General features: G+C 57.8%; 23 protein-coding genes. 11 read left to right on the plus strand and 12 right to left on the minus strand.

What is annotated here, in order from left to right; genetic code table 11:
• Positions 1-52: 52 nt before the first annotated feature.
• Positions 53-1,312, plus strand: coding sequence for a replication initiation protein (locus ACR0AJ_RS08770; protein WP_170349971.1), 1,260 nt, complete (start codon positions 53-55; stop codon positions 1,310-1,312).
• Between the two features lie 35 nt (positions 1,313-1,347).
• On the opposite strand, the gene ACR0AJ_RS08775 is transcribed toward ACR0AJ_RS08770, so the two are convergent.
• The 3 genes from ACR0AJ_RS08775 to ACR0AJ_RS08785 all read right to left on the minus strand — a co-directional run bounded on the left by ACR0AJ_RS08775 (position 1,348) and on the right by ACR0AJ_RS08785 (position 5,774).
• Complete coding sequence (locus tag ACR0AJ_RS08775) at positions 1,348-3,654, minus strand: Tex family protein (protein WP_480740630.1); 2,307 nt, start codon at positions 3,652-3,654, stop codon at positions 1,348-1,350.
• A 64-nt stretch (positions 3,655-3,718) separates the two neighbouring features.
• Entirely contained in the window at positions 3,719-4,750 is a 1,032-nt protein-coding gene (locus ACR0AJ_RS08780) for an Ldh family oxidoreductase (protein WP_480740631.1), read from the minus strand.
• 85 nt (positions 4,751-4,835) lie between these two features.
• The gene (locus ACR0AJ_RS08785) at positions 4,836-5,774 is read right to left on the minus strand and encodes a c-type cytochrome (protein ID WP_480740633.1); all 939 of its coding nucleotides are present in this window, start codon (positions 5,772-5,774) and stop codon (positions 4,836-4,838) included.
• Positions 5,775-5,822: 48 nt separating this feature from the next.
• Here ACR0AJ_RS08785 and ACR0AJ_RS08790 point away from each other — a divergent pair, with 48 nt between their 5' ends.
• From ACR0AJ_RS08790 to ACR0AJ_RS08800, 3 genes are read left to right on the plus strand one after another with little or no spacing between them, the layout of a single operon-like run.
• Positions 5,823-6,395, plus strand: a complete 573-nt coding sequence (locus tag ACR0AJ_RS08790) for an RNA polymerase sigma factor (protein ID WP_480647344.1) — start codon at positions 5,823-5,825, stop codon at positions 6,393-6,395.
• Positions 6,392-7,132: a hypothetical protein gene (locus tag ACR0AJ_RS08795; RefSeq protein WP_226689424.1), complete on the plus strand. Its 741-nt coding sequence runs from the start codon at positions 6,392-6,394 to the stop codon at positions 7,130-7,132. The genes ACR0AJ_RS08790 and ACR0AJ_RS08795 overlap by 4 nt, the downstream gene beginning before the upstream one ends.
• Positions 7,133-7,190: 58 nt before the next feature.
• Complete coding sequence (locus tag ACR0AJ_RS08800) at positions 7,191-8,270, plus strand: helix-turn-helix domain-containing protein (protein ID WP_480740721.1); 1,080 nt, start codon at positions 7,191-7,193, stop codon at positions 8,268-8,270.
• Here the strand turns inward: ACR0AJ_RS08800 and ACR0AJ_RS08805 are convergent.
• Complete coding sequence (locus ACR0AJ_RS08805) at positions 8,243-9,133, minus strand: LysR family transcriptional regulator (RefSeq protein WP_480647348.1); 891 nt, start codon at positions 9,131-9,133, stop codon at positions 8,243-8,245. The genes ACR0AJ_RS08800 and ACR0AJ_RS08805 overlap by 28 nt on opposite strands.
• Positions 9,134-9,236: 103 nt before the next feature.
• On the opposite strand from ACR0AJ_RS08805, the gene ACR0AJ_RS08810 reads away from it, so the two are divergent.
• The 3 genes from ACR0AJ_RS08810 (at position 9,237) to fcl (ending at position 12,372) form a co-directional block, all read left to right on the plus strand.
• Entirely contained in the window at positions 9,237-10,118 is an 882-nt protein-coding gene (locus ACR0AJ_RS08810) for a phytanoyl-CoA dioxygenase family protein (RefSeq protein ID WP_170349977.1), read from the plus strand.
• Between the two features lie 141 nt (positions 10,119-10,259).
• Positions 10,260-11,384 (plus strand): GDP-mannose 4,6-dehydratase, encoded by a 1,125-nt coding sequence (gene gmd, locus ACR0AJ_RS08815; protein WP_170349978.1) that lies wholly within the window; start codon positions 10,260-10,262, stop codon positions 11,382-11,384.
• A gap of 10 nt (positions 11,385-11,394) precedes the next feature.
• Entirely contained in the window at positions 11,395-12,372 is a 978-nt protein-coding gene (fcl, locus tag ACR0AJ_RS08820) for a GDP-L-fucose synthase (protein WP_170376957.1), read from the plus strand.
• Between the two features lie 33 nt (positions 12,373-12,405).
• On the opposite strand, the gene ACR0AJ_RS08825 is transcribed toward fcl, so the two are convergent.
• The 8 genes from ACR0AJ_RS08825 to ACR0AJ_RS08860 all read right to left on the minus strand — a co-directional run bounded on the left by ACR0AJ_RS08825 (position 12,406) and on the right by ACR0AJ_RS08860 (position 22,155).
• The gene (locus ACR0AJ_RS08825) at positions 12,406-13,482 is read right to left on the minus strand and encodes a DUF2793 domain-containing protein (RefSeq protein WP_170376955.1); all 1,077 of its coding nucleotides are present in this window, start codon (positions 13,480-13,482) and stop codon (positions 12,406-12,408) included.
• 206 nt (positions 13,483-13,688) lie between these two features.
• Positions 13,689-14,582, minus strand: a complete 894-nt coding sequence (galU, locus tag ACR0AJ_RS08830; protein ID WP_170349981.1) for a UTP--glucose-1-phosphate uridylyltransferase GalU — start codon at positions 14,580-14,582, stop codon at positions 13,689-13,691.
• 305 nt (positions 14,583-14,887) lie between these two features.
• A complete protein-coding gene (locus ACR0AJ_RS08835) occupies positions 14,888-16,693 on the minus strand; it encodes an ABC transporter ATP-binding protein (protein WP_170349982.1) in 1,806 nt (601 codons plus the stop codon).
• A 1-nt stretch (position 16,694) separates the two neighbouring features.
• Positions 16,695-17,624 carry an ABC transporter permease subunit gene (locus ACR0AJ_RS08840; RefSeq protein WP_170349983.1) on the minus strand — a complete coding sequence of 310 codons (930 nt, stop codon included), beginning with the start codon at positions 17,622-17,624 and terminating at the stop codon, positions 16,695-16,697.
• Positions 17,625-17,634: 10 nt separating this feature from the next.
• A complete protein-coding gene (gene oppB / locus ACR0AJ_RS08845) occupies positions 17,635-18,558 on the minus strand; it encodes an oligopeptide ABC transporter permease OppB (RefSeq protein ID WP_170349984.1) in 924 nt (307 codons plus the stop codon).
• Positions 18,559-18,624: 66 nt separating this feature from the next.
• Positions 18,625-20,253 (minus strand): peptide ABC transporter substrate-binding protein, encoded by a 1,629-nt coding sequence (locus ACR0AJ_RS08850; protein WP_170349985.1) that lies wholly within the window; start codon positions 20,251-20,253, stop codon positions 18,625-18,627.
• 391 nt (positions 20,254-20,644) lie between these two features.
• Positions 20,645-21,880 (minus strand): lytic murein transglycosylase, encoded by a 1,236-nt coding sequence (locus ACR0AJ_RS08855; RefSeq protein ID WP_480740636.1) that lies wholly within the window; start codon positions 21,878-21,880, stop codon positions 20,645-20,647.
• Positions 21,880-22,155, minus strand: coding sequence for a hypothetical protein (locus tag ACR0AJ_RS08860; protein ID WP_480639259.1), 276 nt, complete (start codon positions 22,153-22,155; stop codon positions 21,880-21,882). Before ACR0AJ_RS08860 ends, ACR0AJ_RS08855 begins: the two co-directional genes overlap by 1 nt.
• Here ACR0AJ_RS08860 and ACR0AJ_RS08865 point away from each other — a divergent pair.
• Genes ACR0AJ_RS08865 through ACR0AJ_RS08880 form a run of 4 tightly spaced genes read left to right on the plus strand, consistent with a single transcriptional unit; the run spans position 22,154 to position 26,046 of the window.
• Positions 22,154-23,017, plus strand: a complete 864-nt coding sequence (locus ACR0AJ_RS08865) for a cytochrome ubiquinol oxidase subunit II family protein (RefSeq protein WP_480740637.1) — start codon at positions 22,154-22,156, stop codon at positions 23,015-23,017. The genes ACR0AJ_RS08860 and ACR0AJ_RS08865 overlap by 2 nt on opposite strands.
• The gene (locus tag ACR0AJ_RS08870; protein WP_480662663.1) at positions 23,014-25,098 is read left to right on the plus strand and encodes a cbb3-type cytochrome c oxidase subunit I; all 2,085 of its coding nucleotides are present in this window, start codon (positions 23,014-23,016) and stop codon (positions 25,096-25,098) included. The genes ACR0AJ_RS08865 and ACR0AJ_RS08870 overlap by 4 nt, the downstream gene beginning before the upstream one ends.
• On the plus strand, positions 25,095-25,727 hold the full coding sequence (locus ACR0AJ_RS08875; protein WP_170349988.1) for a cytochrome c oxidase subunit 3: 633 nt from the start codon (positions 25,095-25,097) through the stop codon (positions 25,725-25,727). The genes ACR0AJ_RS08870 and ACR0AJ_RS08875 overlap by 4 nt, the downstream gene beginning before the upstream one ends.
• The gene (locus tag ACR0AJ_RS08880) at positions 25,720-26,046 is read left to right on the plus strand and encodes a cytochrome o ubiquinol oxidase subunit IV (protein ID WP_170349989.1); all 327 of its coding nucleotides are present in this window, start codon (positions 25,720-25,722) and stop codon (positions 26,044-26,046) included. Before ACR0AJ_RS08875 ends, ACR0AJ_RS08880 begins: the two co-directional genes overlap by 8 nt.
• The last annotated feature ends 5 nt before the right edge of the window (positions 26,047-26,051 follow it).

Genomic DNA, 26,051 nt, shown 5'->3' on the forward strand with positions numbered 1-26,051 from the left:
CCATGGGTACTTTTTGTGCAAGAAATACCAAAACGAGCAGCCAGGCAGAATCATGCCGGATACACAATTGGATATGGATCAGCTCTCTGGTGCATTGCGCCGGGAGACGGTCAAGAAAAACGTCGCCGCGATTCACATCAGCGGCAAGCTTACGCTTTTGCAACGTAAGCTCTCGAATGTCCTGTTGTTGAACGCGTATGACGCACTAACCTCGGCGCAGACACATACTATCGACGCGCGGACGCTTGCGATGATGGTCGGCTATAATTCAAACGACTTCGATACGCTGCGGGCGAGTTTGCGAGCGCTGGCCGAGACCGTCGCGGAGTGGGACATGTTGGATGAGCAGGGCAGACAAGAATGGGGCGTGTCCTCATTGCTCAGCTTCGCCAAGCTGAAGAACGGGGTCTGTGAATACGCCTACTCCCCGGCGCTGGCCCAAAAGCTCTATGATCCGAAAATCTATGCCCTGATCAATGTGCAGATCCAAAGGAACTTTAGCTCTGGGCATGGCCTGGCGCTGTATGAGAATTGTTATAGGTTCGTCAGAACCGGTTCTACGGGCTGGTGGGCGCTGGACGTGTTCCGCAAACTCATGGGGGTAGACGGCAGCGACTATTACGGCAGCTTCAAACACCTCAACGCCAAGATCATCAAACCCGCCGTGGCTGAGGTGAACAAAAGTTCGGACATACTGATAGAGCCACAGTTTCAAAAAAAGGGCCGCACGGTTACTGATATCCGGTTTCTGATCAAAGGCAATCCACAGAAGGCGATGTTCGAAATCGATGACAGCGATGGCGTCCGCAATCTGCAAGTTTACAAGACGCTCCGTAAGCAAGGGGTGTCCGACCGGTTGGCGCGACAGTGGATTGCGGAACATGGCGAAGACTATGTGCAGCAAAAATTGGATTATGTAAGCGGGCAGGGGGATGTGAAATCAACGGTTGGATATTTGTCCGCCGCCTTGCGCGACGACTATCAACCGCCGGAAAACGATTCTCTGCCTGAACCCAGCCCCGAGGCCGTCGAGGCCGCGCGCGTACGGGACGTTGAGAAGGCGCTAGAAGATCAGGCTTACGCAGCCCGAGTGGCTGAGCGTACCGAGCGGTCGCGAAAGCTGTCTATCGTTGAAGAACTGGTTTCGCGGCGAAACCCAACCCAGCGGGATGCAGACAAACGCTTGTTTATGGCAGGGCTCGACAATGATCTGGACCGGGAACACTTCCGCGCCCATGGCTGGCGTTCTGGTCTGAACGCCAATGCCATCTTTGATTTTTGGGAAGAGCTTGAGCCGGACGCCTTCGCCTAGGCGTCAAAGGCAAAGGCTGTGAATGCCCGTTTTCATCAACGGTCCTTCATCGCAGATTTCAACGCATCCGCAAATGCGCTGTTATGCGCTTTACTATCAGATTTTGCGCGTTGCGATCCTTTGGGTTTTGACAGGCCAGTGTTCTTTTTTGGTCCTCGACTGGCCCGATCTTCGCGAGCTGATGTTCCGCCATCCTTGCGCATGGTTAGGCCAATCCGCTTGCGGGGAACATCCACCTCGACCACGGTGACCTTGACGACCTGTCCGGTCTTGACCACCTCGTGCGGGTCTTTGACGAAGCGGTCGGCCAATTGACTGACATGGACCAGCCCGTCCTGATGCACCCCGATATCCACAAAAGCGCCAAAGGCGGCGACATTTGTCACTGTGCCTTCCAACACCATGCCCGGTTTCAGGTCGGTGATCTCTTCGACACCGTCGGTGAACGAGGCGGTGACAAAACTGGGGCGAGGGTCGCGACCGGGCTTTTCCAGCTCGGCAAAGATGTCGCGCACGGTCGGCAAGCCGAAGGTGTCGTCGACGAATTGTTCTGCGCGTAACCCCTTTAGCGCTCCGTCGTGACCCATGATCTGACGGATGTCGCGCCCGCAGGCCGAAACAACCCGGCGGGCCACGTTATAGGCCTCGGGGTGAACCGACGATGCGTCCAGAGGTTCCGATCCGTCGCGTATGCGCAAAAAGCCTGCACTTTGCTCATAAGCGCGCGGGCCAAGGCGGGCGACCTTCAGCAGCTCTTTACGTGATTGAAATGCGCCATTCATGTCGCGATGCATGACAATTGCTTCGGCCAAGCCGGGCCCCAACCCCGAGACATGAGAGAGCAGGGGGGCCGAGGCCGTGTTCAAATCAACCCCCACCGCGTTCACCACATCTTCGATCACAGAGGCCAAAGATTGCGACAGCCTGTGCTGGTCCACGTCATGCTGGTATTGGCCGACCCCAATAGATTTAGGTTCGATCTTAACCAGTTCGGCCAGCGGGTCCTGCAGCCGACGAGCGATGGAAACCGCACCGCGTAACGACACGTCAAGATCGGGGAATTCGCGCGCGGCCAGTTCTGAGGCGGAATAGACCGATGCGCCAGCCTCGGACACAACAACCTTGGTCGGGGCCGAAACAGCTTTTGGCAGCAGTTTCAGCGTATCACCCACCAGTTTCTCGGTTTCCCGGCTGGCGGTGCCATTGCCGATGGCGATCAGTTCAATTTCGTGCGCAGCGATCAGGTTCAGAATGGCGGCCTGCGCGCCGCGTAGATCGTTCTTAGGTTGAAACGGATAAAGCGTATCGGTCGCGACCACTTTACCTGTGGCATCAACCACCGCAGCTTTGACGCCAGTTCGAATGCCGGGGTCCAGACCCAGGGTTGCCTTGGCACCCGCCGGTGCAGCAAATAGTAAGTCTTTGAGATTGCGCGAGAAAACATCAATTGCTTCATCCTGCGCTCGGCCGCGCAGATCCGCCATCAGCTCGACCATCATCGACAGCGACAGCTTAACCCGCCAAGTCCAACCCGCCACTTTACGTAGCCACAGATCTCCGGGACCGTCTCCACGTGTGTGAAGGTGCGCGGCGACAATCGCTTCGGCACGGGCGGCGCCGGTTTCGGGATCGGGCGCGATATCCAGTGTCACGATCCCCTCTTTCGAGGCCCGCAGCATCGCCAACGCACGATGCGACGGGGCTTTTGCCCAAGGCTCCGAATGGCTGAAATAGTCGCTGAACTTGGCGCCTTCCTGTTCCTTGCCTTCAATTACCTTAGAAGTCAGCAGGGCCTCGCGCTGCATGAAATTGCGCAGCTCGCCCAGTAGGGCGGCGTTTTCGGTCAGCTGTTCGGTGATGATGTCCCGCGCGCCGTTCAGCGCGTCCTTGACGGTTGCCACTGCTTTGGTGACATATCCCTGCGCCAGAATTTCTGGGTCAGCCGACCGATCCGTCAGAATGGCATCCGCCAGCGGTTCCAACCCATTCTCGCGGGCAATCATCGCCTTGGTGCGGCGCTTGGGTTTGTAGGGCAGGTAAATGTCTTCCAGCTGCGCCTTGGTATCGGCCTGTGCGATGGATTTGACCAGATCGTCGGTCAGCTTGCCCTGATCTTTGATCGAGCCCAGGATCGTCTCGCGCCGTGCTTCCAGTTCGCGCAGATAGGTCAGGCGGTCAGAAAGGGTGCGCAGTTGGGTGTCGTCCAGCCCACCCGTCACCTCTTTGCGGTAGCGGGCGACAAAAGGCACGGTGGCCCCTTCGTCCAGCAATTTCACCGCGGCCCCCACCTGTTCGGGGCGGGCATTGATTTCGGTGGCGATGGTGCGGGCGATGCGGTCCAAGGGGGCCTCCTGAATATGTCTGGAGGGACTTCTTAGCCAGCCGCATCGCCAAGGGAAAGGGGCTTTAGCGCGCCTGGGCCTGTTCGGCCAAAGCCTGCAGGTCGTCGTACAGTGTTTTGGCTATTTCGACGAAGCCGCGTTCAGTGTTGCGGGCCCGCGCGGCAAAGCGCCGTTGCGACGGCAGACGCGCGCCCTGATCGGTGATATCGGCGAACAAACGCTCGGCACGGGTATCATTCTCATCGACTCGACCGCCGCTGAATTGCGCAGGATCGAAGGCCAGCAGGATTTCCCCGTGATAAGGTGCGCCGCCGGCGCCATCGGCGAATTCCATGCTTTCCAGACTGGTCAGATCATCGATTAGTGGACCGGCCAGCAGTTCGATCATAATCGACAGGGCCGAGCCCTTGTAGCTGCCAAAGGTCAGCATCGCACCGTCCATCGCGGCCTGTGGATCGGTGGTCGGGTTGCCGTGTTTGTCGATGGCGACACCTTCGGGCAGGGGCTTGCCTGCGCGGTGGTACAGTTCGATCTCTCCCCGGGCAAAGGAGCTGGTGGCGAAATCGAAGGTAAACGGGTCTTTATTCTGGCGAGGCCAGCTGAAGGCCAGCGGGTTGGTGCCAAGGCTGCCGCGCGTGCCACCGGCGGGGGCGACCCAGGCGTGGCTTGGGCCCATCGCCATCGCCGCCAGACCGACCGCGGACAGACGCTCCACCTCGGGCCAGAGTGCCGAGAAATGGAAACACCGGTTGATCGCCATGGCGGCGATGCCGTGGGTGCGGGTTTTCTCGATCAAAACCGGCAGCGCTTTTTCGAACGCCAGCAGGGACATCCCGCCCTGCGCATCAACCCGAACGACTGCGTTATCCGACGGTTCAAGGACTGGCTCTGCATGCCCGTCGATCTGACCCGCATTTATCGTGTCGGCGCACATGAACAGGCGGAACAATCCATGTGATTGGCAATCGTCGATTTGACAGGTGGTTAGCGTATCGGCGATCGCTGCGGCATGATCCGGCCCGAAACCAGACGTGGTCAAAATAGAAAGGCTGAGGTCTCGGACTTCGTCCAATGACAGTTTGACCGTTTCGCTCATGCCCTGCGTCTCCCTCATCGTGACTGAGACAAGGGATAGCGTGGCAGAGCGGGCAAAGGGAACCCGGTTTTCGCCGGGTTCGGGATCAGCCCTGCGCTTCGGCCTGCAGATAAGCGATCAGGTTGGTGATATCTTCGTCTCTTTTCAGGCCGGAAAACTGCATCTTGTTACCGGGAATCGTTCTGCGCGGGTCAGAAAGGAACGCGGTCAGGGTGTCAGCGGTCCAGACAATGCCCGACTCTTGCAATTGGGCCGAATACCGGAACCCGTCCGCCTGTCCGGCTGTGGCGCCGATAACCCCGTGCAGTGACGGACCGACAGTGTGGCGGTCTTGCTCGAGCTTGTGGCAGGCGCTGCATTTGCGGAACACTTTCTTACCCGCCTTGATGTCTCCTTCCACTGCGGCGACGGCAGACGGGGCAGCAGGGGCAACCGCAGCCTGTTCGCCATCCAAGTTGAAGATCAGCCGGGCCGTCACCGGAACCGTGCGAGTGATGCCGGGCAGGCTGGCCAGCTCCATCAGTTTTTCGACCCCAGCATTGACGCCTGCGTCTTCGGCGCTGATGAACACCATGTCGTTGGTCGACACCATCACCGAGGACTCAGAAAGGCGGGCCACAAACATCTCGGCGTCGAAGGCCACATCCGTTCCAGCCAGGGACAACACGGCCTCGGTATCGACGGTGGTGGTTTTGCCAATACCCAGACTTGAGACTTCGGCCATGTCAAACGTGGCCGTCAGCGCCGCAGTACCTGCTTTGCGAAACACGTACTCGATCATGCGTTCGTTACGGATGTCGATATTGGTCTCGACCGAGAACAGGTCGATCTGAATCTCGGCCTTGCCGTCCGGGCTGACATGACCGCTGAGGTTGGTGAAGGAATTGACCTCGCCCACGGTGTCTTTCTTGATGGTCCCATAGGCCAGATGCGATCCTTCGGGGACAAGGGTCCAGCCGTCCGCCAGCGCCGGGGTTGCAACAATTGCCGACGCAATCGTGACTGCCTTCAACAGAAGTTTCATTTCTTTCCTCCTCGGGTTATGTCAGTCCTGACCCCGCGGGCCCGGTCCGTGGAAAGCAAACACACACAGGTCGCGATTTATTCGATGGGTGGTGAGATTAGTTCGGAACAGGCCGTGCGCGGCGCGATCCAGATGCATTCGAAACGCGTCTGGCGGTTTGGGCTGGCACTGTCCGGCGCATCCGACGTGGCCGACGATCTGCTACAATCCACATGTCTGCGCGCGTTGGAACGACACCACCAGGTCACGTCACATGACCGGCTGGATAGCTGGCTGATGACGATCTGCCGCTCGATCTGGTTGAATGAGGTGCGGTCGCGTTCGGTTCGCAAGGCGCAGGCGCTGTCCGTGACGCCCGAAGCAGACTTAATTGCACCCGGAAACGATTCAGAAACGAATATTTTCGCCACTGAAGTGTTTACACAAGTGATGCAGCTGCCAGAGGCGCAGCGGGAGACGGTCGTGCTTGTGTTCGTCGAGGGCTATAGCTACCGCGAAGCTGCCGCGTTGCTGGAGGTGCCGATAGGAACTATCATGAGCCGGTTGTCCAATGCCCGGCAGAAACTGAAAACTGTGATGCAGCATGAGGCGGCAGACACCGTTCGACGGAGTGGCAAATGAAGTTTTCCGACGAGACGCTGTTGGCGTATCTGGAAGGCAAACTGGATGAGGCCGAAGCCGCCGCGATCGAAAGCGCGGTTGAGGCGGATCCCGCATTGGAACAGCGCCTGATGGCGCTGGACCCGTTCGCACCTGTGGTGCAGGCGGTTTTCGAACGTGTGCCAGTGGAAACGCCCCAGGTTGATTTGCCACAGCCGGTGGCCCCGGTCGTGCGAGCCGGTGGTGGGCTGCGTCTGCTTGCCGTTGCGGCTTCGGTCGCGGTCGTTGCTGCGTCGGCGACCTTTTGGGCGACCCGTCCAGAGCCGCTGGGCTGGGTTCAACAGGCAGCGATTTATCAGTCGTTGTATGTGCCAGAGACGATTGCGTCGCTGGACAGTTCCTCTCAGGCTTTAGACGAGCAGTTCGCACAGGCTGAGGCACAGCTGGGTCGGTCGTTGAACCGCGAAGAGCTTGAAACCCTGCCGGGGATGGAGCTGAAACGCGCGCAGGTCCTGTCATTTAAGGGCAAGCCGTTGGTTCAGGTGGTGTTTGCCGATGCGGAAGGTCGGCCCTTTGCCTTTTGTGTCATCCGACAGGGTGAGGGCGCGCCGAACAAGGACGTACAACAGGCCGTGCTGAGCGGATTGGCCACAGCCAACTGGGCGCGGGACGGATATGGCTACATGCTGATCGGGAATAACGATCAGACTGATCTGAGCGGTCAGCTGGATTTTCTCACTGAAAGTTTTGCGGGTTAAACGCGTAATGCGCAAAAACGCCTTGTGAAGCGAGGCAAATCCTCGAAATATAATGGGTATGAAGAAAAAGCCCGTCATGCCTGATCCGGATGAGGACGCCGATGCGGTAGGCCCTTCCAGTATCTATGATGTGGACCCGCCCGAAGACGATGACTTGTGGTTTCTGCCGCCCGAGGATGAAGAGGCGGTCGAGGATTTTTTGCCCCCGGGCCCGAAAGTGGATCGCCGTTTGCTGTTCGATCCGCGCGATTGGCGTACGGCTCAGGCCGAGCTGTCTTTTGAACTTGCCGACCTGGCGGCAATTTTCGGTGCTTTGGATGAGAGGTTGCGGGCCGGGCCGGATGGATGGACGCATCGGCTGGCGCTGATGGATGTATCCGATCTGGGCTGGTGGACCGGGGACCGGATCAGTGTTGACCGGCTGGCGTTGTGGACCGGTCTGCGGATCGGTGCAACCGGTGATGACGTTCAGGCTTTGTTTCGGGCCGGTTGGGCGGTACGGCGTTTAACTTCCGGACCGGGCCCGTCTTCGGATGGGTGGGAAATTGGCCTGACCGCTTTTTTGGATCGCATGGCGCAAGGTATCGAAGACATCCCCGAGGCAGTGGCCGATCTGGCAGAAGTGATGCGCAATTCCGAAGGCTTGCATCCGGTGACGCAGGCGGCCATGGGGTTCCATGCCTGGCGCGCGCTGTCTCAGGGGATCGGACAGGATACCGAAGCCGCAATTATCGCGGCCCGCCACGCGGCAACGATGGGGCGGGGCGGGGCGATGTTCATGCCTTTGGCGCTGTCCGGTCCCGGGGCGCTGCGCGGGGTTGGCGAGGTAGACGAAAAGCTTTCGGCCTGGATCAGAGGGGCAGGGCAGGCAACCTTAGCCGCGCTGATGCATCTTGATCGGGTCAGCGCTTGGGAACAACGCGCGCGCGAGGCAACCAGCGGGCTGAGCGGGCGGACACCGCCTTTGTTGATCGACGTTCTGACCGCCTGGCCCATGGTTTCAGCCCCACTGGCCGAGGAACTGACAAAAGCGTCACGTGCAGCGGTACAGCGCAATATCGACCGGTTCGCCCGGCGCGGCCTGATCCGCGAGGTGACAGGGCAGGGGCGTTACCGGGTCTGGACCGCCGCATTGTGATCCAGCAGCCATTCGCGAAAGGCACGCGCCGGTGGCCGCAGGGCTGCGCGGGATGGATAGACCAGATGGTAGGTTTCGTGACCTGCCACTTGAATGTCAGGCAGGCAGGGGATAAGGCCCGACATTTCCATGATCCGATCTGATGCGGGCGCGCGGGCCAGTGCGATGCCACCGCCGCTGGCCGATATCTCGGCCGCTATCAGGGAGTTATCCGCAAAGAAAAACCGCGCCTGACCTGTCGGCAGACGTAAGGTCTCGAACAGATGCAGCCAACTGGCGCGGTGAGTCGAAACCTCGATCAAAGGGAAACGGAACAGATCTTGGGGGTGGTGAATCTGATTGGCGATATTTGGCGGGGCTACGGGATACAGGCGTTCATGCAACAACACATCACTGTCCGCGCCATAGAGTGTCGGATTGCCGAAAACGATCTGCAAATCGGTGAACTGGTTGGCGAAATCTGAAACCAGATTGCCGGTGGTCAAGGACAGGCTGATCTGCGGGTGCGACGCGTGAAAGTCTGGCAGCCCACCGGCCAGAATGCCGTGCGCATAAAGCAGAATGGATTGCACAAACAACCGCTGTTCCCGCGTTTCACCGAACAGCCCCGTGGTGGCGGTTTCCAACATCAGCAGCGATTGTTGAACAGACGGCAAATAAGCCCGCCCCGCCTCGGTCAAGGTTACGGCATGGGCGTGGCGGTGAAACAGCGGCGTGCCCAATCGCGTTTCCAGCGCTTTCACCTGCTGGCTGACGGCTGCAGCCGACATGTTCAACTGCGTGGCCGCGCGGGCAAAGCTTTCGGTGCGGGCCGCGGCCTCGAACACGCGCAGCCAGTTGAGGGACGGGATACGGGACGACATGAGAATAGGCTAAGCTGAACTTAGCCTAACCGGCAACAGGTTGTGCGCTGACCTTGTGGCGTTCCGGCCTATCCTGCGTGAATCATCATTCAAGAGGTGCCTCATGCCGCAATCAGCTAACTCACCCCACGCCCTGACGGTGAACCAGTCCGAGAAATATTGGGAAGACGGATTTCTGTTCCCTCTGACGGTTTTTTCTCCCGATGAGATCGCCGAAATCCGCGCGGAATTCGAACAACTCGAGACCGACTGGCTATCTGCAGATCTGCCTTTGCCATTGAACACCTACAAGCGTGTAAACGCACATCTGGTCATACCTTTGGCCGCGAGGGTGGCACAGGACCCGCGGGTATTGGATGTGGTCGAAGGCGTATTGGGGCCGGATATCATGGTCTGGTCCGCCGAGTTTTTCGTCAAAGAGGCCCATACCGAACACACGGTGGGCATGCATCAGGATCTGACCTATTGGGGCATGGGTGAGACACCGGATCAAGTGACCGCCTGGATCGCGCTGTCCCCGGCCACGGTCGAAAGCGGTTGTATGGATTTCGTACAGGGCAGTCATAAAAACCCGATCCTGCCGCATAACGACACCTATTCCGACACCAACCTGTTGTCGCGCGGGCAGGAAGTCGCCGTTGATGTCGCAGACGAAGACAAAACCCATATCGAACTTGCCCCTGGGCAAATGTCGCTGCATCACGGGCTGACTATTCATGGCTCGGGTCCGAACCGATCCGGTGATCGCAGAATTGGTCTGGCGATCCGCTATCTCAACCCCAACGCCCGGCAACTGGTTGCGGATCGTGACTATGCCATGTTGGTGCGCGGTCAGGACGAACGGTCAAACTTTGTTCATGTCGCCCCCCCGAGCGCGGCCTTCTCTGAACAATCGCTGGCTCTGTACGAACAAGTACGCCGGGATCAGAGCAAAGCGCTGGCGGATGGTGCTAAAAGCAATGTGCCGCTCTACGGGACGTCCTGACGTTAAATAGTGATGTATACGCAGGCTGGCGGTTAATAGCCGCCAGTATTTTCAGTGATTTAATGCGTTGGGTTGCATTCCGCGAGTTCTTGCTGTTTCTGAGGTGGAAAAGATGCACACAGTATTTCGTGGGAAAATAAGATGACGAAAAAGGCGTTGATTACAGGTATTACCGGGCAGGATGGGTCCTATCTGGCCGAATTCCTGCTGGAAAAAGGGTATGAAGTTCATGGGATTAAGCGCCGGGCGTCGTCCTTTAACACGCAGCGGATCGACCACATTTATCAAGATCCTCATGACCCCAACCCCAAATTGCACCTGCATTACGGCGATCTGAGCGACACGTCGAACCTGACGAGAATCATTCAAGAGGTGCAGCCGGACGAAGTTTACAACCTGGGTGCGCAGTCGCATGTGGCGGTCAGTTTTGAATCTCCGGAATACACGGCAGATGTAGACGCCATCGGAACCCTGCGCCTGCTGGAAGCGATCCGTTTTCTGGGGCTGGAGAAAAAAACGCGGTTCTATCAGGCGTCCACGTCCGAGCTGTATGGTCTGGTCCAGGAAACGCCGCAACGTGAGACGACCCCGTTCCACCCCCGTTCGCCATACGCAGTGGCCAAGCTGTATTCTTATTGGATCACCGTCAACTATCGCGAAGCCTATGGTATGTATGCCTGCAACGGCATCTTGTTTAACCACGAAAGCCCGCGCCGCGGCGAAACCTTTGTGACCCGCAAGATCACCCGCGGTCTGGCCAATATCGCGCAAGGTCTCGAAGATTGCCTGTACATGGGCAATATCGACAGCCTGCGGGATTGGGGCCACGCGAAAGACTACGTGCGGATGCAGTGGTTGATGCTACAGCAGGACAATCCCGAAGATTTCGTAATTGCTACCGGCGTGCAATATTCGGTCCGCCAATTCATCGAATGGTCCGCTGCCGAGTTGGGTATCACGTTGGAATTCTCGGGCGACGGCGTGGATGAAATCGCAACCGTCACGTCGATTGAAGGGGAAAACGCGCCGGCCTTGAAACCTGGCGACGTGATCATGCGCATCGACCCGCAATATTTCCGCCCGGCCGAGGTGGAAACACTGCTGGGCGATCCCTCGAATGCGAAAACCAAGCTGGGCTGGGAGCCCGAACTGACCGTGCAGGAAATGTGCGCCGAAATGGTTGTCGAAGACCTGAAAACCGCGAAACGCCATGCGCTGTTGAAAGAGCATGGTTACGAACTGCCGGTAAGTCTGGAAAACGGCTGAGGAACACGACATGCGCAAGATTTACGTAGCAGGTCACCGCGGCATGGTAGGTGGCGCTATTCTGCGGCGTTTGCAGGATCGTCAGGCAGCCGGCGAAGCGCTTGAGTTGATCACGCGTACACATTCCGAAGTAGATCTGACCGATCAGGCCGCCGTGCGCGACTTTATGCAGGCTGAACGCCCGGATGTCGTGATCCTTGCTGCTGCCAAGGTGGGGGGCATCCACGCCAACAATACCTATCCGGCGGATTTCATTTACGACAACCTGATGATCGAATGTAATGTGATCCATCAGGCCTTTGCCGCTGGGGTGAAACATCTTCTGCAATTGGGCAGTTCGTGCATCTACCCGCGTGCCGTGCCACAGCCGATGCGCGAGGATGCGTTGCTGACAGGCGTGCTGGAGCCCACAAACGAGCCTTACGCCGTTGCCAAGATCGCCGGGATCAAATTGTGCGAAAGCTATAATCGGCAACACGGGGTCGATTACCGCTCGGTCATGCCGACGAATCTGTATGGGCCGGGTGACAATTTCCACCCCGAAAACAGCCATGTCCTGCCCGCCCTGATCCGCCGGTTCCACGAGGCGCAGCGCGATGGTTTGGACGAAGTTGTGATCTGGGGTACCGGCAAACCCCGCCGCGAATTTCTGCATGTGGACGATATGGCCGAGGCATCGCTGTTCGTGCTCGACCTGCCGCGCGATGTCTATGAGGCGAACACCCAACCGATGTTGAGCCACATCAACGTGGGCTGTGGCGAGGATATTTCGATCGCGGAACTGGCGGCGTTGGTGGCCAAAACAACCGGCTACACTGGGCGGATAACTCAGGATGTAAGCAAACCGGACGGCACCATGCGCAAGCTGATGGATGTGTCCCGTCTGGCCGACATGGGCTGGCGCGCGCGCGTTGGGCTGGAAGACGGCATTCGCGAAACCTATGCCTGGTTCTTGGATCAGGCAGCGGCGGATTTGAGGGCTAAGTAACTGCCCAAGTCGGGACCCGGGCAGTTCGTTCCGTCAGAACCAGCGGCCAATGGCAATGGCCGTTGGTGTCAGCGCCGTCACATCGCTGTTGGTGGCCAAAATCTTGAAACCTACCTGCGTTTCGGTCAGGGCTTCAAAGCCGATGAACCGATTGCTGGCCCCTCCGCTGCCACTGACCGAAATGGCTGAACCGGTTGCAAAAGTAATCGGGAAATACCAAACCGCCGCGCCGCTTGCGAAAAGCGCGCCATCAGCATGTATACAGCCCGTTGCGGGCAGGGTGACGGTGCAAATCTGCGTTCCATCCGCAAAACGCACGTAGTCGCCATTGGGGGTTGAGCCCCGCTCGATCACCGCTCCGTCTGGTACACCGCCATTTTCGGAAACGGACCCTAACAGGTTGCCAGGGCCATAACCGTAGTCAGCCCGCATCAGGCGCCCGGGTGTGATGTCATCAGGGCTGGCCTGAATTGCCGCGCCATCTGCAATGCCGGTCGTGGGGTCAAAGCTTAGTGCGTCAGTCCAGTTGCTGCCATCGGGAGAGACTTTGATGGAAAAGCCTGTAGTGCCCGACAAACCCATCTCGGCATGGCCGGTCCAATTGGACTGAAACAGTAAGGACGCGGTGTCGCCTGCACCGGCCTTGTTGATTTTCAGCTGGTGCCCACCGCCTTCGTGGCTGAGCAATGTGGCCGGAGATCTTACCGACAGGCGGTTCGTGCTGTCATAGCTTGTGGCGATACCCACTCCGTCCAAATTGTGCGTCGCCACCGGGGGGTCGATCCAGGCCCCACCGTCCCAGACTTTCATTTGACCGGTGCTTTCATCCCATGCACGCCAGCCTGTGCCGGGCGCGGCGAAATACCAGGCGTTGTCCTGCCAAGTAGCCAACATTCCGGCCTGACCCGTCCAATCCCCTGTTGGTGCGTTGCCCAATGCGTGAACCTCGCCCTGGTCTGGAACGGCAGGTGGAGTCGACGCGTTTGTCGAGGTCAGGCTCAGCTGGGTAACAACATCCAGCTGTCGCAGCGCCTCGTTATGGGTGACGTGTTTCTGGGCCTGTGAGGGTTGCAGAAATGGAAGGCTCAATCGGGGTGAATTTTGTGGCACGGGCGTCCTCCTGTGGCTGTCGGTCCGACAATTGCATTGCGCGCCACATTGCCTTTTGATGGATGAATTCCGTCTGACCGTGCCGGACGCCCGAAAAACCAATTGCTTACTTTTCAGAAGCATCAAAAAAGCCGAGGCGCTAAGCGCCCCGGCTTGTGGAAATGCCGTGCCGAAGAAAACCCCGGTCGATGTGTCGTCAGATGTTGTTACTGAGCAGCCTGATCCGTCGCCACAACGTCACGCAGATACTGGCTCAGATCCTCGCGCAAGTCCTGGCGGGCCAGCGCAAAGGCTACCGTGGCCTGCAGGAACCCTGATTTTGAGCCGCAGTCGAACCGCTGTCCGTTGAATTTGTACCCAAAGACCGGCACGCCATTGCCAATATCTTCGGCGATCGCGTCGGTCAGTTGAATCTCACCACCGCTGCCTCTTTTCAGTTGGTTCAGATTGTACAAAACCGACGGCCCCAACACATAGCGGCCGATAACGGCCAGATTCGAGGGCGCATCCTCGGGCTTGGGTTTTTCGACCATGCCGCGGGCGCGTACGACCGTTCCGATATTTTCACCTACGTCCAACACACCGTAAGCGCTGGTCTTGTCTTCGGGAACCTCCATGGCTGCCACCATGTTGCCACCGGTTTCTTCATAGGCTTCGATCATTTGCTGCAGGCAAGGCTTGTCGGCAGCAATCACGTCGTCGGGCAACATTACCGCGAAAGGCTCGTCGCCGATCAGGCGACGGGCGCACCAGACCGCGTGACCCAGACCCAACGCTTTGTGCTGACGGATATAGGCAATCGCGCCACTTTCCATATTGGTGGCGTTCAGCGTTTCCAGCAGGTCTTCCTTGCCTTTGGCTTTCAGCTCCTGCTCAAGCACCAAGTTGTGGTCGAAATAGTCTTCTAGTGCAGATTTGCCGCGAGAGGTCACGAAAATGAATTCAGTGATGCCGGCGGCACGCGCTTCGTCGATGGCGTATTGTACCAACGGGCGGTCGACCAACGTCATGATCTCTTTCGGGACCGACTTTGTCGCGGGCAGGAACCGCGTACCAAGCCCTGCGACGGGGAAGATCGCCTTTGTGACCTTACGTGTCATTTGACCTCTCAAGTTACTAAAACAATGTCTGACTGTTAGCGTACTACGCGGGTCTCTTAGGCGCTGTGGTCCGAACAATCAACGCTCTGTAACAATCAACGTATCATTTGCAAAGGATGGTGCCACCCGGTGCGGTAGAAGTCAAAACGATCGGGATATACCCTGCGCGACATTGCGGATTTCTGCCCTTATCTGCAGCAGAAACGGATATCTGCCTGCCATAGATTCGCCTTGCCGACAGTTGCCGTAATCACTGGGTCCAATTCAAACCCCGAAGCCGGGTGAACGGCTTCGGGGCAGCAGGGTCAGGCCCCGTTCATGATGATTTCCAGCGGGTCGTGTTCGGCCACGAAATGATCCGGCGTCACCTCGCTCAGCTGCGGCACATAATCGGTCTGACCTGCGGCCAACCGGCTGGGAAGAAACCGCAATGCGGCTTTGGGATCCATGGGTGAGGGCAGTTCACCAGGCAGCTTCAACCGCTGTCGGCTGCGTTCCACATCCGGGTCCGGGATCGGCACCGCCGAGATCAGGGATTTTGTGTAAGGGTGGATTGGATCAGAACAGATCACCTCTCCATCCCCCAGCTCGACTATTCGGCCAAGATACAGAACCATGATCCGGTTCGAGACCGCACGTACCACAGACAGGTCGTGGCTGATGAAGATCATCGACAGGCCGAACTCTTGTTGCAGTTCGCGCAACAATTCCACGATTTGCGCTTGAATGGACACATCCAGCGCCGAAACCGCCTCATCACAGATGATCAACTTGGGTTTATTGATCATCGCCCGTGCAATGCCGACCCGCTGGTTTTGCCCGCCGGACAGCTCATGCGGATAACGGTTGATCATGTTGGCCTTCAGACCAACCCGTTCCATCATGTCGGCGACCATTTCCTTTCGTTCCCGATCCGTCAGATCGGGACGATAGGTCTTGAGCGGTTCCGCGATTGAGGCCGAGATCGTCATCCGCGGGTCGAGGCTGGCCAGCGGGTCCTGAAACACGATCTGCAAGTCTTTGCGGTATTTGTTCAGCTCGGCCCGTTTTAACCCGACAATGGGATGGCCCAGCCAGCTGACATTGCCACCGCTGGGCTCGATCAGTTGAAGAACCGCCCTTGCTAGAGTGGATTTTCCACAGCCAGATTCGCCTACAACACCCAGTGTTTCACCTTTGCGGATGTCAAAACTGACGCCATCGACCGCCTTCAATGGCACCTTGCGTCCAAATATGCCACCCGGCACGTGGATCGGGAAATGGACCTTGACGTCATCAACTTTCAATAGCGGGTCTTCGACCTTGTCCAAAGCCTTCGGCGCATCGCCAGCATCGATCCGCGGCATCGCCTCTAGCAGAGTACGGGTGTATTCGTGCTGCGGTGCGCGGAAGATTTCGCGCGTGTCTCCGGCCTCGACAAACTGACCCAGACGCATGACCTGAATGCGATCGCACATCCGCGCAACAACGCCCATGTCATGGGTGATCAGGGCAATCGCCGTGCCTTCGTCCTTTTGCAGGCGCACCATCAGGTCGAGAATGTCGGCCTGCACAGTGACGTCCAGCGCCGTGGTCGGTTCATCCGCGATCAGCAGCTTGGGATTGCACAGCATCGACATTGCAATCATCACGCGCTGACGCATACCGCCCGACAATTCGTGCGGGTATTGATCCAGCCGCCGTTTTGCCTCGGGGATGCGGACGCGATCCAGCCATTCCAGACAGCGAGCCCGAGCGGCGGACCCTTGCAGCCCTTCATGTACCTGCAGAACCTCTCGCATTTGCTGACCGATCCGCAGATGCGGTGTCAGCGCGGTCAGTGGGTCCTGAAAGATCATGCCGACATCATCGCCACGGATCTTGTTCAGCTTGTTGATAGGCAGGTTCAGGATTTCCTTGCCGTTTAGAGTAGCGGACCCCATGGCCCGCCCGGCAGGCGGCAACAATCCCATCGCGGCCATGAAGGTCTGGCTTTTGCCTGACCCGCTTTCACCCACGATGCCAAGGCATTCGCCCGGATTGATGTCGAAACTGATGCCTTTGACGGCCTCGACCACACCATCGGGCGTATTGAACTGGACGCTCAGGTCCTTAACAGAGAACAGGCTCATATCAGCGATCCTTCGGGTCCAGAGCGTCACGCAAACCATCGCCGATGAAAAACATCGAGATGATGATGGCGACATAGATTGTCAGCGGGTACATCAACTGCCACAGCGTCCCGTAAGCCATCGTTCCTGCGCCTTCGGCAATCAAACGGCCTAAGGACGTGTAGGGTTCCGAAATGCCCAATCCAAGAAACGAGATGAAGCTTTCCATCAGGATCATTTCCGGCACCAACAACGAGGCATAGACGATTACCACACCCAAAAGGTTTGGCAGGATATGGCGATACATGATGGTGAACTCGCTGACACCAGCTGCACGGGCGGCTTCAATGAACTCGCGGTTTTTCAGGGTCAGGGTTTGCCCCCGAACGATCCGCGCCATGGTTAGCCAGCCCACCGCGCCAAGTGCGATGAACAACATGAAGAACGACCGCCCCGCCACGACCAGCAGCAAGATGACGATCAATGTGGCCGGGATCGCCAGCAGGATGTCGACAAACCGCATCATGACACCGTCGGTGCGCCCGCCGATATATCCGGCGGCGATACCGTAGCAGGTTCCGACAATCAGTGCGGTTGCCGCCCCGATAAGCCCGACCAGCAGCGATGTTGTAGTGGCCTGAATGACGCGGCTGTAAAGGTCGCGTCCCAGATCGTCGACGCCGAAATAGTGCCCGGTTTCGATTGAGGGCATGCCCATGCCAGCCACGTCCCCCATAACGTTCCAGTCGATTTCCTCGTTGCTCCAGACGGCGAAATATGGGCCAAAGATTGTGAACAGGACGATCATGGTCAGAATGAAGACGCTGGCCATTGCGGCTTTGTTTCGAACAAAACGCATCCGTGCGTCTTGCCACAGCGAACGTCCCTGAATAACCGTGTAGTCAGTTACGTCTCCGGCCAACTGAGCGGCTTTTTGTGATTTTCCAAGCATTGCCAGCCCCTCAGTACCGGATTTTCGGATCGAACCAGGCATAGGCCAGGTCGGTCAGCAAGTTCACGACAACGGTTAGCGCGCCATAAAGGATCGTGACTCCCAACAGCACGGCATAGTCCCGCGACAGGGCCGAGCCGACATAGGCCTGACCTAGTCCACCGGTCGAGAAATAGATGTCGACAAAGACCGAACCGGTCAGCACGTAGACAAAGACCGGCCCAAGATAGGACACAACAGGCAGAAGGGTCGGCTTCAACGCATGACGCCAGATTACGGTTCTGGTCGGCAGGCCCTTGGCGCGCGCGGTGCGGATGAAGTTCGAGTTCAGAACCTCAAGCATGGACGACCGCGTGATCCGCGCAATCGACCCCATGTACGAGGTCGCCAGCGCAATGACCGGCATGATCAGATATTGCCACTGACCACCATTCCAACCACCGCCGGGCAGCAGCCCCAGCCACAGGGTGAAAGTCAGGATCAGGATCGGGCCCATGATGAAGTTCGGCAGCGCCTGCGCAGCAATGCCCAGACCCACGGCGAAATAGTCGATCCAGCTGTTGTGCTTGATTGCGGCGGCGATCCCCAGACCCACACCAACAGTTGTGGCGACCAGAAACGACAGCGACCCATAGGTCAGCGAGATCGGAAAACCCTGCGCGATGATGTCGTTCACATCACGATCCTTGAACTTGAAGGACGGGCCGAAATCGAAATGCACGACGATGTTGTAGAGGTAATCCCACAACTGTTTCCACAGCGGTTGATCCAGCCCATAGCGGGCCTCGATATTGGCCAGAACCGCCGGTGGCAGAGGCCGTTCCGAGGTAAAGGGCCCACCGGGCGCGAAGTGCATAAGAAAGAAACAGGCGACGATCAGCAACAGGATCGTCGGTATGGCGACCAGCAGTCGCCGCAGACTATAGGCAAGCATTTCATGCCCCCATGTTTATTGGCCCTGCCCCGGTTGCATCCGGGACAGGGCGAGGTTCAAAGACGATTACTCGGCGCGTTTGTAGAGGTTCTTCGAGTACCAGTTCTGCTCGACATTGTTGATCGGCCAGTTCCCCACGTCGGTGTCCATCATGTAGACGCCAGCATAGTGGTAAATCGGGATCACAGGCGTTTCCTGCGCGATGATACGCTCAACCTCGGTGTACAGAGGTGCAGGATCGTCCGAGGTTTTGGCTTCGGCCAGTAGCTCGTCAACGCGGGCGTTGTTGTACTTGCCGTCGTTATAGCCCGATTGCGATTGCAGCAGGTCCAGGAAGGTGGAGGCCTCGTTATAGTCGCCACACCATGCGCCGCGGGCCAGATCGAAGTTCTGGTTGCCGCGCTCTTCCAGGAAGACTTTCCATTCCATGTTGGCCAGCTCGACATTCACGCCCAGTTTCTGTTTCCACATCTGGCTCAGCGCCACGGCGACTTTCTTGTGATCTTCGTTGGTGTTGTAGACCATCTCAAAGCTCAGCGGATTGTCGGGGCCGTAACCGGCACCGGCCAGCAGTTCTTTAGCCAGTTCATCCCGCTCGGGCTGAGTCATCGAGGCCATCTCGACCTCGGGGACCGTGAATCCAGCGGTCGCTTCGGGAGCGAAAGTGTAAGCCTGCGGCTGGCCACCAGCCATGACTTTTTCGGTGATGATCTCGCGATCAACGGCCAGTGACAGTGCCTGGCGGACATTAGGGTCCTTGAACGCTTCGGGACCGTCTTCCGTCAGGTTGAATGTGTAATAGTAGTTACACAGGCGCGGGAAGCTGATGGCCTGATCCGGGTGTTCCTGGCTCATGCGGGGAAACTGCCCTGCGGGAACTTCGGTGCGGTCCAGTTCGCCAGCCAGATAGCGGGTCAAAGCGACGTTTTCGTCGTTGATGACCAGCGTCACGACTTTGTCCAAGATCGTGTTTTCATTATCCCAATACATCTCGTTACGTTCACGGACCGAGCGTTCCTGCGGCAGGTGTTCGGTCCAGATATAGGCACCGTTCGAGACGATGTTTTCGGGCCGGGTCCAAGCGTCACCATGTTCCTCGATCACTTTCTGCGGGGCCGGGAAGGTGGTGGAGTGCGTGGTCATCTGCGGGAAATAGGGCAGGGGCGCGCTCAGAGTGACTTCCAGAGTGTGATCGTCGAGGGCTTTGACGCCCAACTCGTCAATAGGCTTGTTCCCGGCAATAATTTCAGCAGCATTCTCGATCGACATCAGCTCCATGAACCAGGCATAGGGCGAGGACAGTTCGGGATCGACAGCGCGTTTCCAGGCATAGACAAAATCACCTGCGGTCACCGGGTCGCCATTCGACCACTTGGCGTTGTCGCGCAGTGTAAAGGTATAAACATCCTTGGTGTCGTTGGTGGTGTAACCGGTGGCAACGCCAGGAACCAGGTTGCCGTCTTCGTCCTGGTTCATCAGACCTTCGAAAAGGTCGCGGGTGATTTCGGCCCCATAGGTATCTTCGACAACCTGCGGGTCGACCGAGCTGTGTTCATCGCCAAGGCGGTAGATAAAGGTCTGGTCATCCGCCAGCGCTTCGCCGGTTGTAGGATGGGTGCCTGCAGCAAAGGCGGCCCCGGTGATCATGGTCGTGGTCAACAACCCCGCCAGAGATGTACGAATATACTTGTTCATGTTTTTCTACTCCCGTTTTTAGGGGTCCGGCACGCGCATCCTTTCAGGATGGGTACAGGCCACCTTGTTTGTCCGACCCTGAACAAGACCAGGACGGGTTCGAATTTTGCTTTTTCAGAGCGCAAGGAACACCGCGTCGCAGTCTTTCGGTTTGCAGTCGGGAACGTGTTTGCGAAAGTCGCCTTTCACTGCCGGTGAAGGTGGCATTATTTCAAATCGGGATAAAGATGGTGCCCACAATTTAAGCAACTACAGGTGGATCGTGAACGAAATGGACGTAGGTTGGGAAATTTAATAATGAAACTTCATCGTTTCTTGACATTTTCGTGAAGGTCACCCCGCAAACTTGACGCCAAGGAAGCTCGATTCACATCAAATTTGCAGCGAATCGCTACTGCGTCAGAGCGGATTTCATGCTGGTTTCTGGGAAGCAGGTCGGGCTGCGCCCCGTCACTTGTTGCCAGCGCCCAATCGAGCGGCGAGTCTTGAACCCCGGCAATCCATCCGCACCACCGACATCATGGCCCTGGTTTTCCAACGCCCGTTGCATGGCTGCGATATCTGACCGGTACAAGGTATCAACCTTGCCCCAGCGGGCTTTGAAGTCCCCAACGCCATACTGAATGCGGTCTCCGACATGGCCCACGAACAGAGCGTAGAGATCGCTTTTGTTGTAATCCTTGAGAACGTAGAAATTCGGCGTGACGATAAAGGCGGGTCCCTTGCGTCCAGCTGGCATCATCAGAAACCCCTCACCCGGCAGTTCGTGTGGTGGAAATGGCTTGCCAGATACGCGGGTGATCCCCATGGCAGCCCAGTCCTGAATAGGTTGCCCCTGATCCGGTCCTTCCAACGCACAGGTTATCTGGGTTGGAACCGTGACCTCGAACCCCCAGTCGCGCCCGGTGACCCAGCCATGTTGCGACAGGAAATGCCCGATGGAGGCGATTGTATCTTCGGCCGAGCCCCAGATGTCGGACCGCCCGTCGCCATTTCCATCCGCGGCAAAGGTCAGGAAGTTCGAAGGCATGAATTGCGGTTGACCCAACGCGCCCGCCCAGCTGCTTTTCAACGTGCCCGTTGGGGCGTGGCCGGCCTCGGCAATTTGCAGCGCGGCGATCAACTCGTCGGTGAAATACGCGGCCCGGGTACTCATGAACCCTTTTGTCCCCAACACCTGAAAGGCATCGTGGCGGATGGGTACTTGGCCATACCCGCTTTCCCGGCCCCAAATGGCCAGGATGATCCGTCCGGGAACCCCGGTTTCCGCCTCGACCCGCGCCAGGGTCTTGGCGTGACGCCGCGCCATCTGCCGCCCCGTAGCAGTTGCACCCTGAACGGAACCGGCACTGAAGTATCGGCCAGGTGATCCAAATTCAGCCTGTTTTTGCTGTTTGGGTGTCTGAGCAGAACTGCCCGGCGGCACCAGATCGGGCAACTTCCAGTTGAGCGTTACCCCATCAAAGGCCCGCTGCATGGTTGCGCGTGAAACACCTTTGGCCTTGGCTCGCGGCCAGACTGTATCCTGCAGCCATGCTTGAAACTGGCGTTCCACCGTCGCGCGATCCTGTGCGCTTGCACTTGTCGTAAGGCACCAAAGGCCGAGGGCGAGAATAATCCAACGCATCACCAAAATGTCTCACCCGGCTGCGATGCCAAGTCAACCGCATCATCGAAGGCGATTTGCACGATCCTAATGCTGTGGTTGTTCAGGCAGGGCGTGAAACAATCGACGGTTTTGGAAAAAACCTTGAGAAAATCTGTGACTCTGCCGATAGTTGGCCGAAACGAAGGCTTAAGAGGACTATCAGGCGTGGCCTTACTCAAACCTTCAGCAATGGCATTGGTGATCGCGGTTGTTGTGACCTCGGCACAGATGGCGTGGGCAAGCAACAGCTTCATGGACCCGCAAGGCCCTATTGCGGCGGTTCAGAAAACCCACCTGCTGCGGGCGACTGTTCTGATCATGATCGCCGTATTGCCGGTTTTAGTATTGGTGCCGCTGATCGCCTTGCGGTACCAGCGGCGCAAGGGTAGCGCGGCAGAGTACCGGCCCAAATGGGATTTCTCGGGCAAGCTGGAATTTGCCATGTGGGGCGTACCGGTCGTGATCGTGGCGCTGCTTTCGTTTTACCTGTGGAAAGCCACCCACCGGCTGGACCCTTACGCCGCTCCGTTCGGTGAAACACCCGCGCTGAACGTGCAGGTTGTTGGCCTCGATTGGAAATGGCTGTTCATTTACCCCGATCTTGGTATCGCCACCGTTGGAGAGTTCGGCATTCCTGTCAAACAGCAAGTGGCGATGACGCTGACGACGGATACGGTGATGCAATCCTTTATGATCCCTGCCCTGGCGGGGCAGATCTACGCGATGCCGGGGATGACGACTCAGCTGCATCTGGTCGCCGATACGCCTGAGACGATGCAGGGCGAAAACACGCAGTATAATGGGCGGGGCTTTACCAAGCAGAAGTTTCTGACTCAGGCGATGCAGCCCGAAGACTTCACTGCCTGGGTTGAAAGTGTTCGCACCCATGGGATCCCTCTGACCGAAGACACGTACAAAACGCTGGCCATGCGCACGGATCGGGATGAGGTACAGGCAGCATTGGGGACCTCACTGATGCCACTCAATGCGCTCTATTTTACGCTGGAAGACGGTGATCTGTTCCAGTCCATTTTGCACCGCTATCACGGTGGGCAACCGTTGCCACGCGATCAACAACCGGGAACCGCTGAATACGGGCAAGAGGGCGCGCAATGACCGAAACAGGATTCTTTGGCCGTCTGAACTGGGATGCCTTCCCGATCACGGGTCTGATCCAAAACCCTAACGCAAATGAAATCGTGGCCAACGCGGCGGCGGCCGTGGTGATCGTAGGCGTCATTGTCGTGGTCGGATCACTGACATGGTTCCGCCTGTGGGGGCCTTTGTGGCGCGACTGGCTAACCAGCGCAGATCACAAGAAAATCGGCATTATGTACATCGTCTTTGCCATCGTCATGCTGGCGCGCGGCGTGCTTGAAGGCGTTGTCATGCGCGCCCAACAAGCAGCCGGGCCGGGCGATGGTTTCCTTGAGGCCGAACACTTTGCCGAGTTGTTCAGCACCCATGGCACGATCATGGTGTTCTTTGTCGCCGTGCCCTTTGTCTTCGGGCTCGCGAATTACCTGATCCCGCTGATGATCGGTGCGCGGGATGTGGCCTTTCCGGTAATGAACCAGATCAGTCTGGGCCTGACCGTCTCGGCGGGCATGATGTTGATGGTGTCGCTGGTGGTTGGCAATTTCTCAACCGGGGGGTGGACGGCTTATCCGCCTTATACCGGGGCCGCCTTTAACCCCGGCGTGGGGCCGGATTACTGGATATGGGCCATTGTTGTCTCAGGCATCGGTACCACGCTGACGGGGATCAACTTTGCAGTCACGATCTATAAGCTGCGGGCGCCGGGGATGAAGTTCATGCGGCTGCCAATGTATTGCTGGACAATCATCAGCAGCTCGATCCTGATCATCTTTGCCATGCCGCCGCTCGGCGTGGCCGCACTGATGCTGGCGGCGGACCGGTATCTGGATTTCCATTTTTTCACCAACGACCTTGGCGGCAACATGATGAACTATGCCAACCTGTTCTGGCTGTTCGGCCACCCCGAGGTCTATCTGCTGGTTCTGCCCGCCTATGGTATCTATTCCGAGGTTTTCGCCACATTCTCGGCCAAACGGCTTTACGGATACAACTCGCTAGTGATTGCCACAATGTGCATCGCGGTGCTGTCCTTTACCGTCTGGCTGCACCATTTCTTTACTATGGGCCAAAGCGCTCTGATCAATGCTGTGTTCGGCATCGCCACCATGCTGATCGCCATTCCAACCGGGGTGAAGGTCTATGACTGGATGGCGACTTTGTATCGTGGCCGTATCAGGTTTTCGGTGCCGATGCTGTACGGTCTGTCCTTTCTGATGTTGTTTGTGATTGGTGGCTTGTCGGGTGTGATCCTTGCCAACCCGACGGTCGATTATCAGGTGCATAACACTCTGTTCCTTGTGGCGCATTTCCACAATGTTCTGTTGCCGGGCGTACTGTTCGGCCTGCTGGCCGGATACAATTACTGGTTCCCCAAAGCTTTTGGGTTCCGGCTGAACGAGCGTTGGGGGCGCATCACAGTGGTATTGTGGACGGTTGGGTTCATGCTGACTTTCCTGCCGCTTTATTTCGTTGGCCTCATGGGGATGCCGCGCCGGTCGTTCAGTTGGGAAGACCCCAGTTTCCACCCCTATATGATCATCGCAGTCATCGGCGCGCTGGTGATCTTGTCGGCGCTGTTGGCGGTGGTTATGCAATTGTGGGTCAGTATCCGCGACCGGGAAAACACCCGCGTACCAGTCGGCGATCCGTGGGATGCGCGCACGCTGGAATGGTCGATCCCGTCGCCGCCGCCGCCCTACAATTTTGCCGTCATCCCGCAGGTGACGGATCGGGATAACTTTGCCGCCGCAAAGGAACGGGGTGAGGCCTATCCGACACCTGATGAGTACGAAGATATCTCGATGCCGCGCAACACTGGGATCGGGTTCATCCTGTGTGTACTCAGCGGAGTCTGGATGTTCGCATTGGTCTGGTGGATCTGGTGGCTGGCCGCACTGGTAACTGCTCTGATGTTGCTGTCCTTCGTCCTGTGGACCTTCCGGCTGGACACCGAAGAGGTCATCCCCGCCGAGGAGGTTCGCAAACAACACGAAGCCTGGCTTGATTTGGTGCGCAGCTCTGCACCGGTGGATCGCGATCATGAAATTGCTCCGGAAAATCGCGGCCTTGCCCGCCCTGACCTGGAGGCAGTGACATGAAGCGCGCACCGACGCACAGCTATCCGGGGCTGAACCTCGGCCGGCGGCATGCAAGCGCGGACCAGGCCGCCGAGGTTGTCACTTTCGGATTCTGGGTCTTTCTGATGAGCGATCTGGTCTATTTCGGCCTGATGTTCGCCATTTACATCACCATGATCGACGCACAGGCTGGCGGGCCCGGTCCGCACGAGCTGTTCGATCTGAGAAGCATCTTTGCCCAGACGATAATCCTTTTGACCAGCAGCCTTACCGTGGGGCTGGCAATGCTGGCGCTGAAATACAACCTGCCCAGATGGCGGATCGTGTTCTGGTTCTGCGTGACGCTGGTATTGGGTCTCAGCTTTCTGGTGCTGGAAATCCGCGACTTCGTGGCGATGACCGAAAAAGGCGGTGTCCCTCAACGCAGCGGGTTTCTATCGGCCTTCTACGGTCTGGTGCCGCTGCATGGGTTGCACGTGGCTGCTGGGTGCTTGTGGTTGATCGTGTTGGGCATTCAGCTGCGCCTGTTTGGCTTGACCGATCTGCTGATGTCGCGCGTGGTGCGGTTGGCATTGTTTTGGCACTTTCTCGACCTGATCTGGATCGGGATTATCACCATCGTTTATTTCGGAGGGCTGACCTATGGATAAGCGCAGCGAGATGCACCGGCGCGAGCGTCGGCGCTACATAATTGGCTATGGTGGCTCGCTTTTGCTGACAGGGGCGGTGTTCGCGATAGCCTATAAATACGGCATCGAGACCAAGGGGGTTTACCTTTCAATCGCGTTATTGGGGTTGGCGCAACTGGTCGTGCAACTGGTTTATTTCTTGCATATTGATCGCCGCCGCAGCAGCCGGGAAGACCTGGATTTGATCCTTTTCTCCACGCTGGTGCTATTGATCATCATCCTTGGGACTGTCTGGATTATGGGCAATTTGGCGGTGCGAATGCACACATACCCGATGTAGCGAAT

It is taken from the genome of Ruegeria sp. CJ9 (assembly GCF_056536625.1).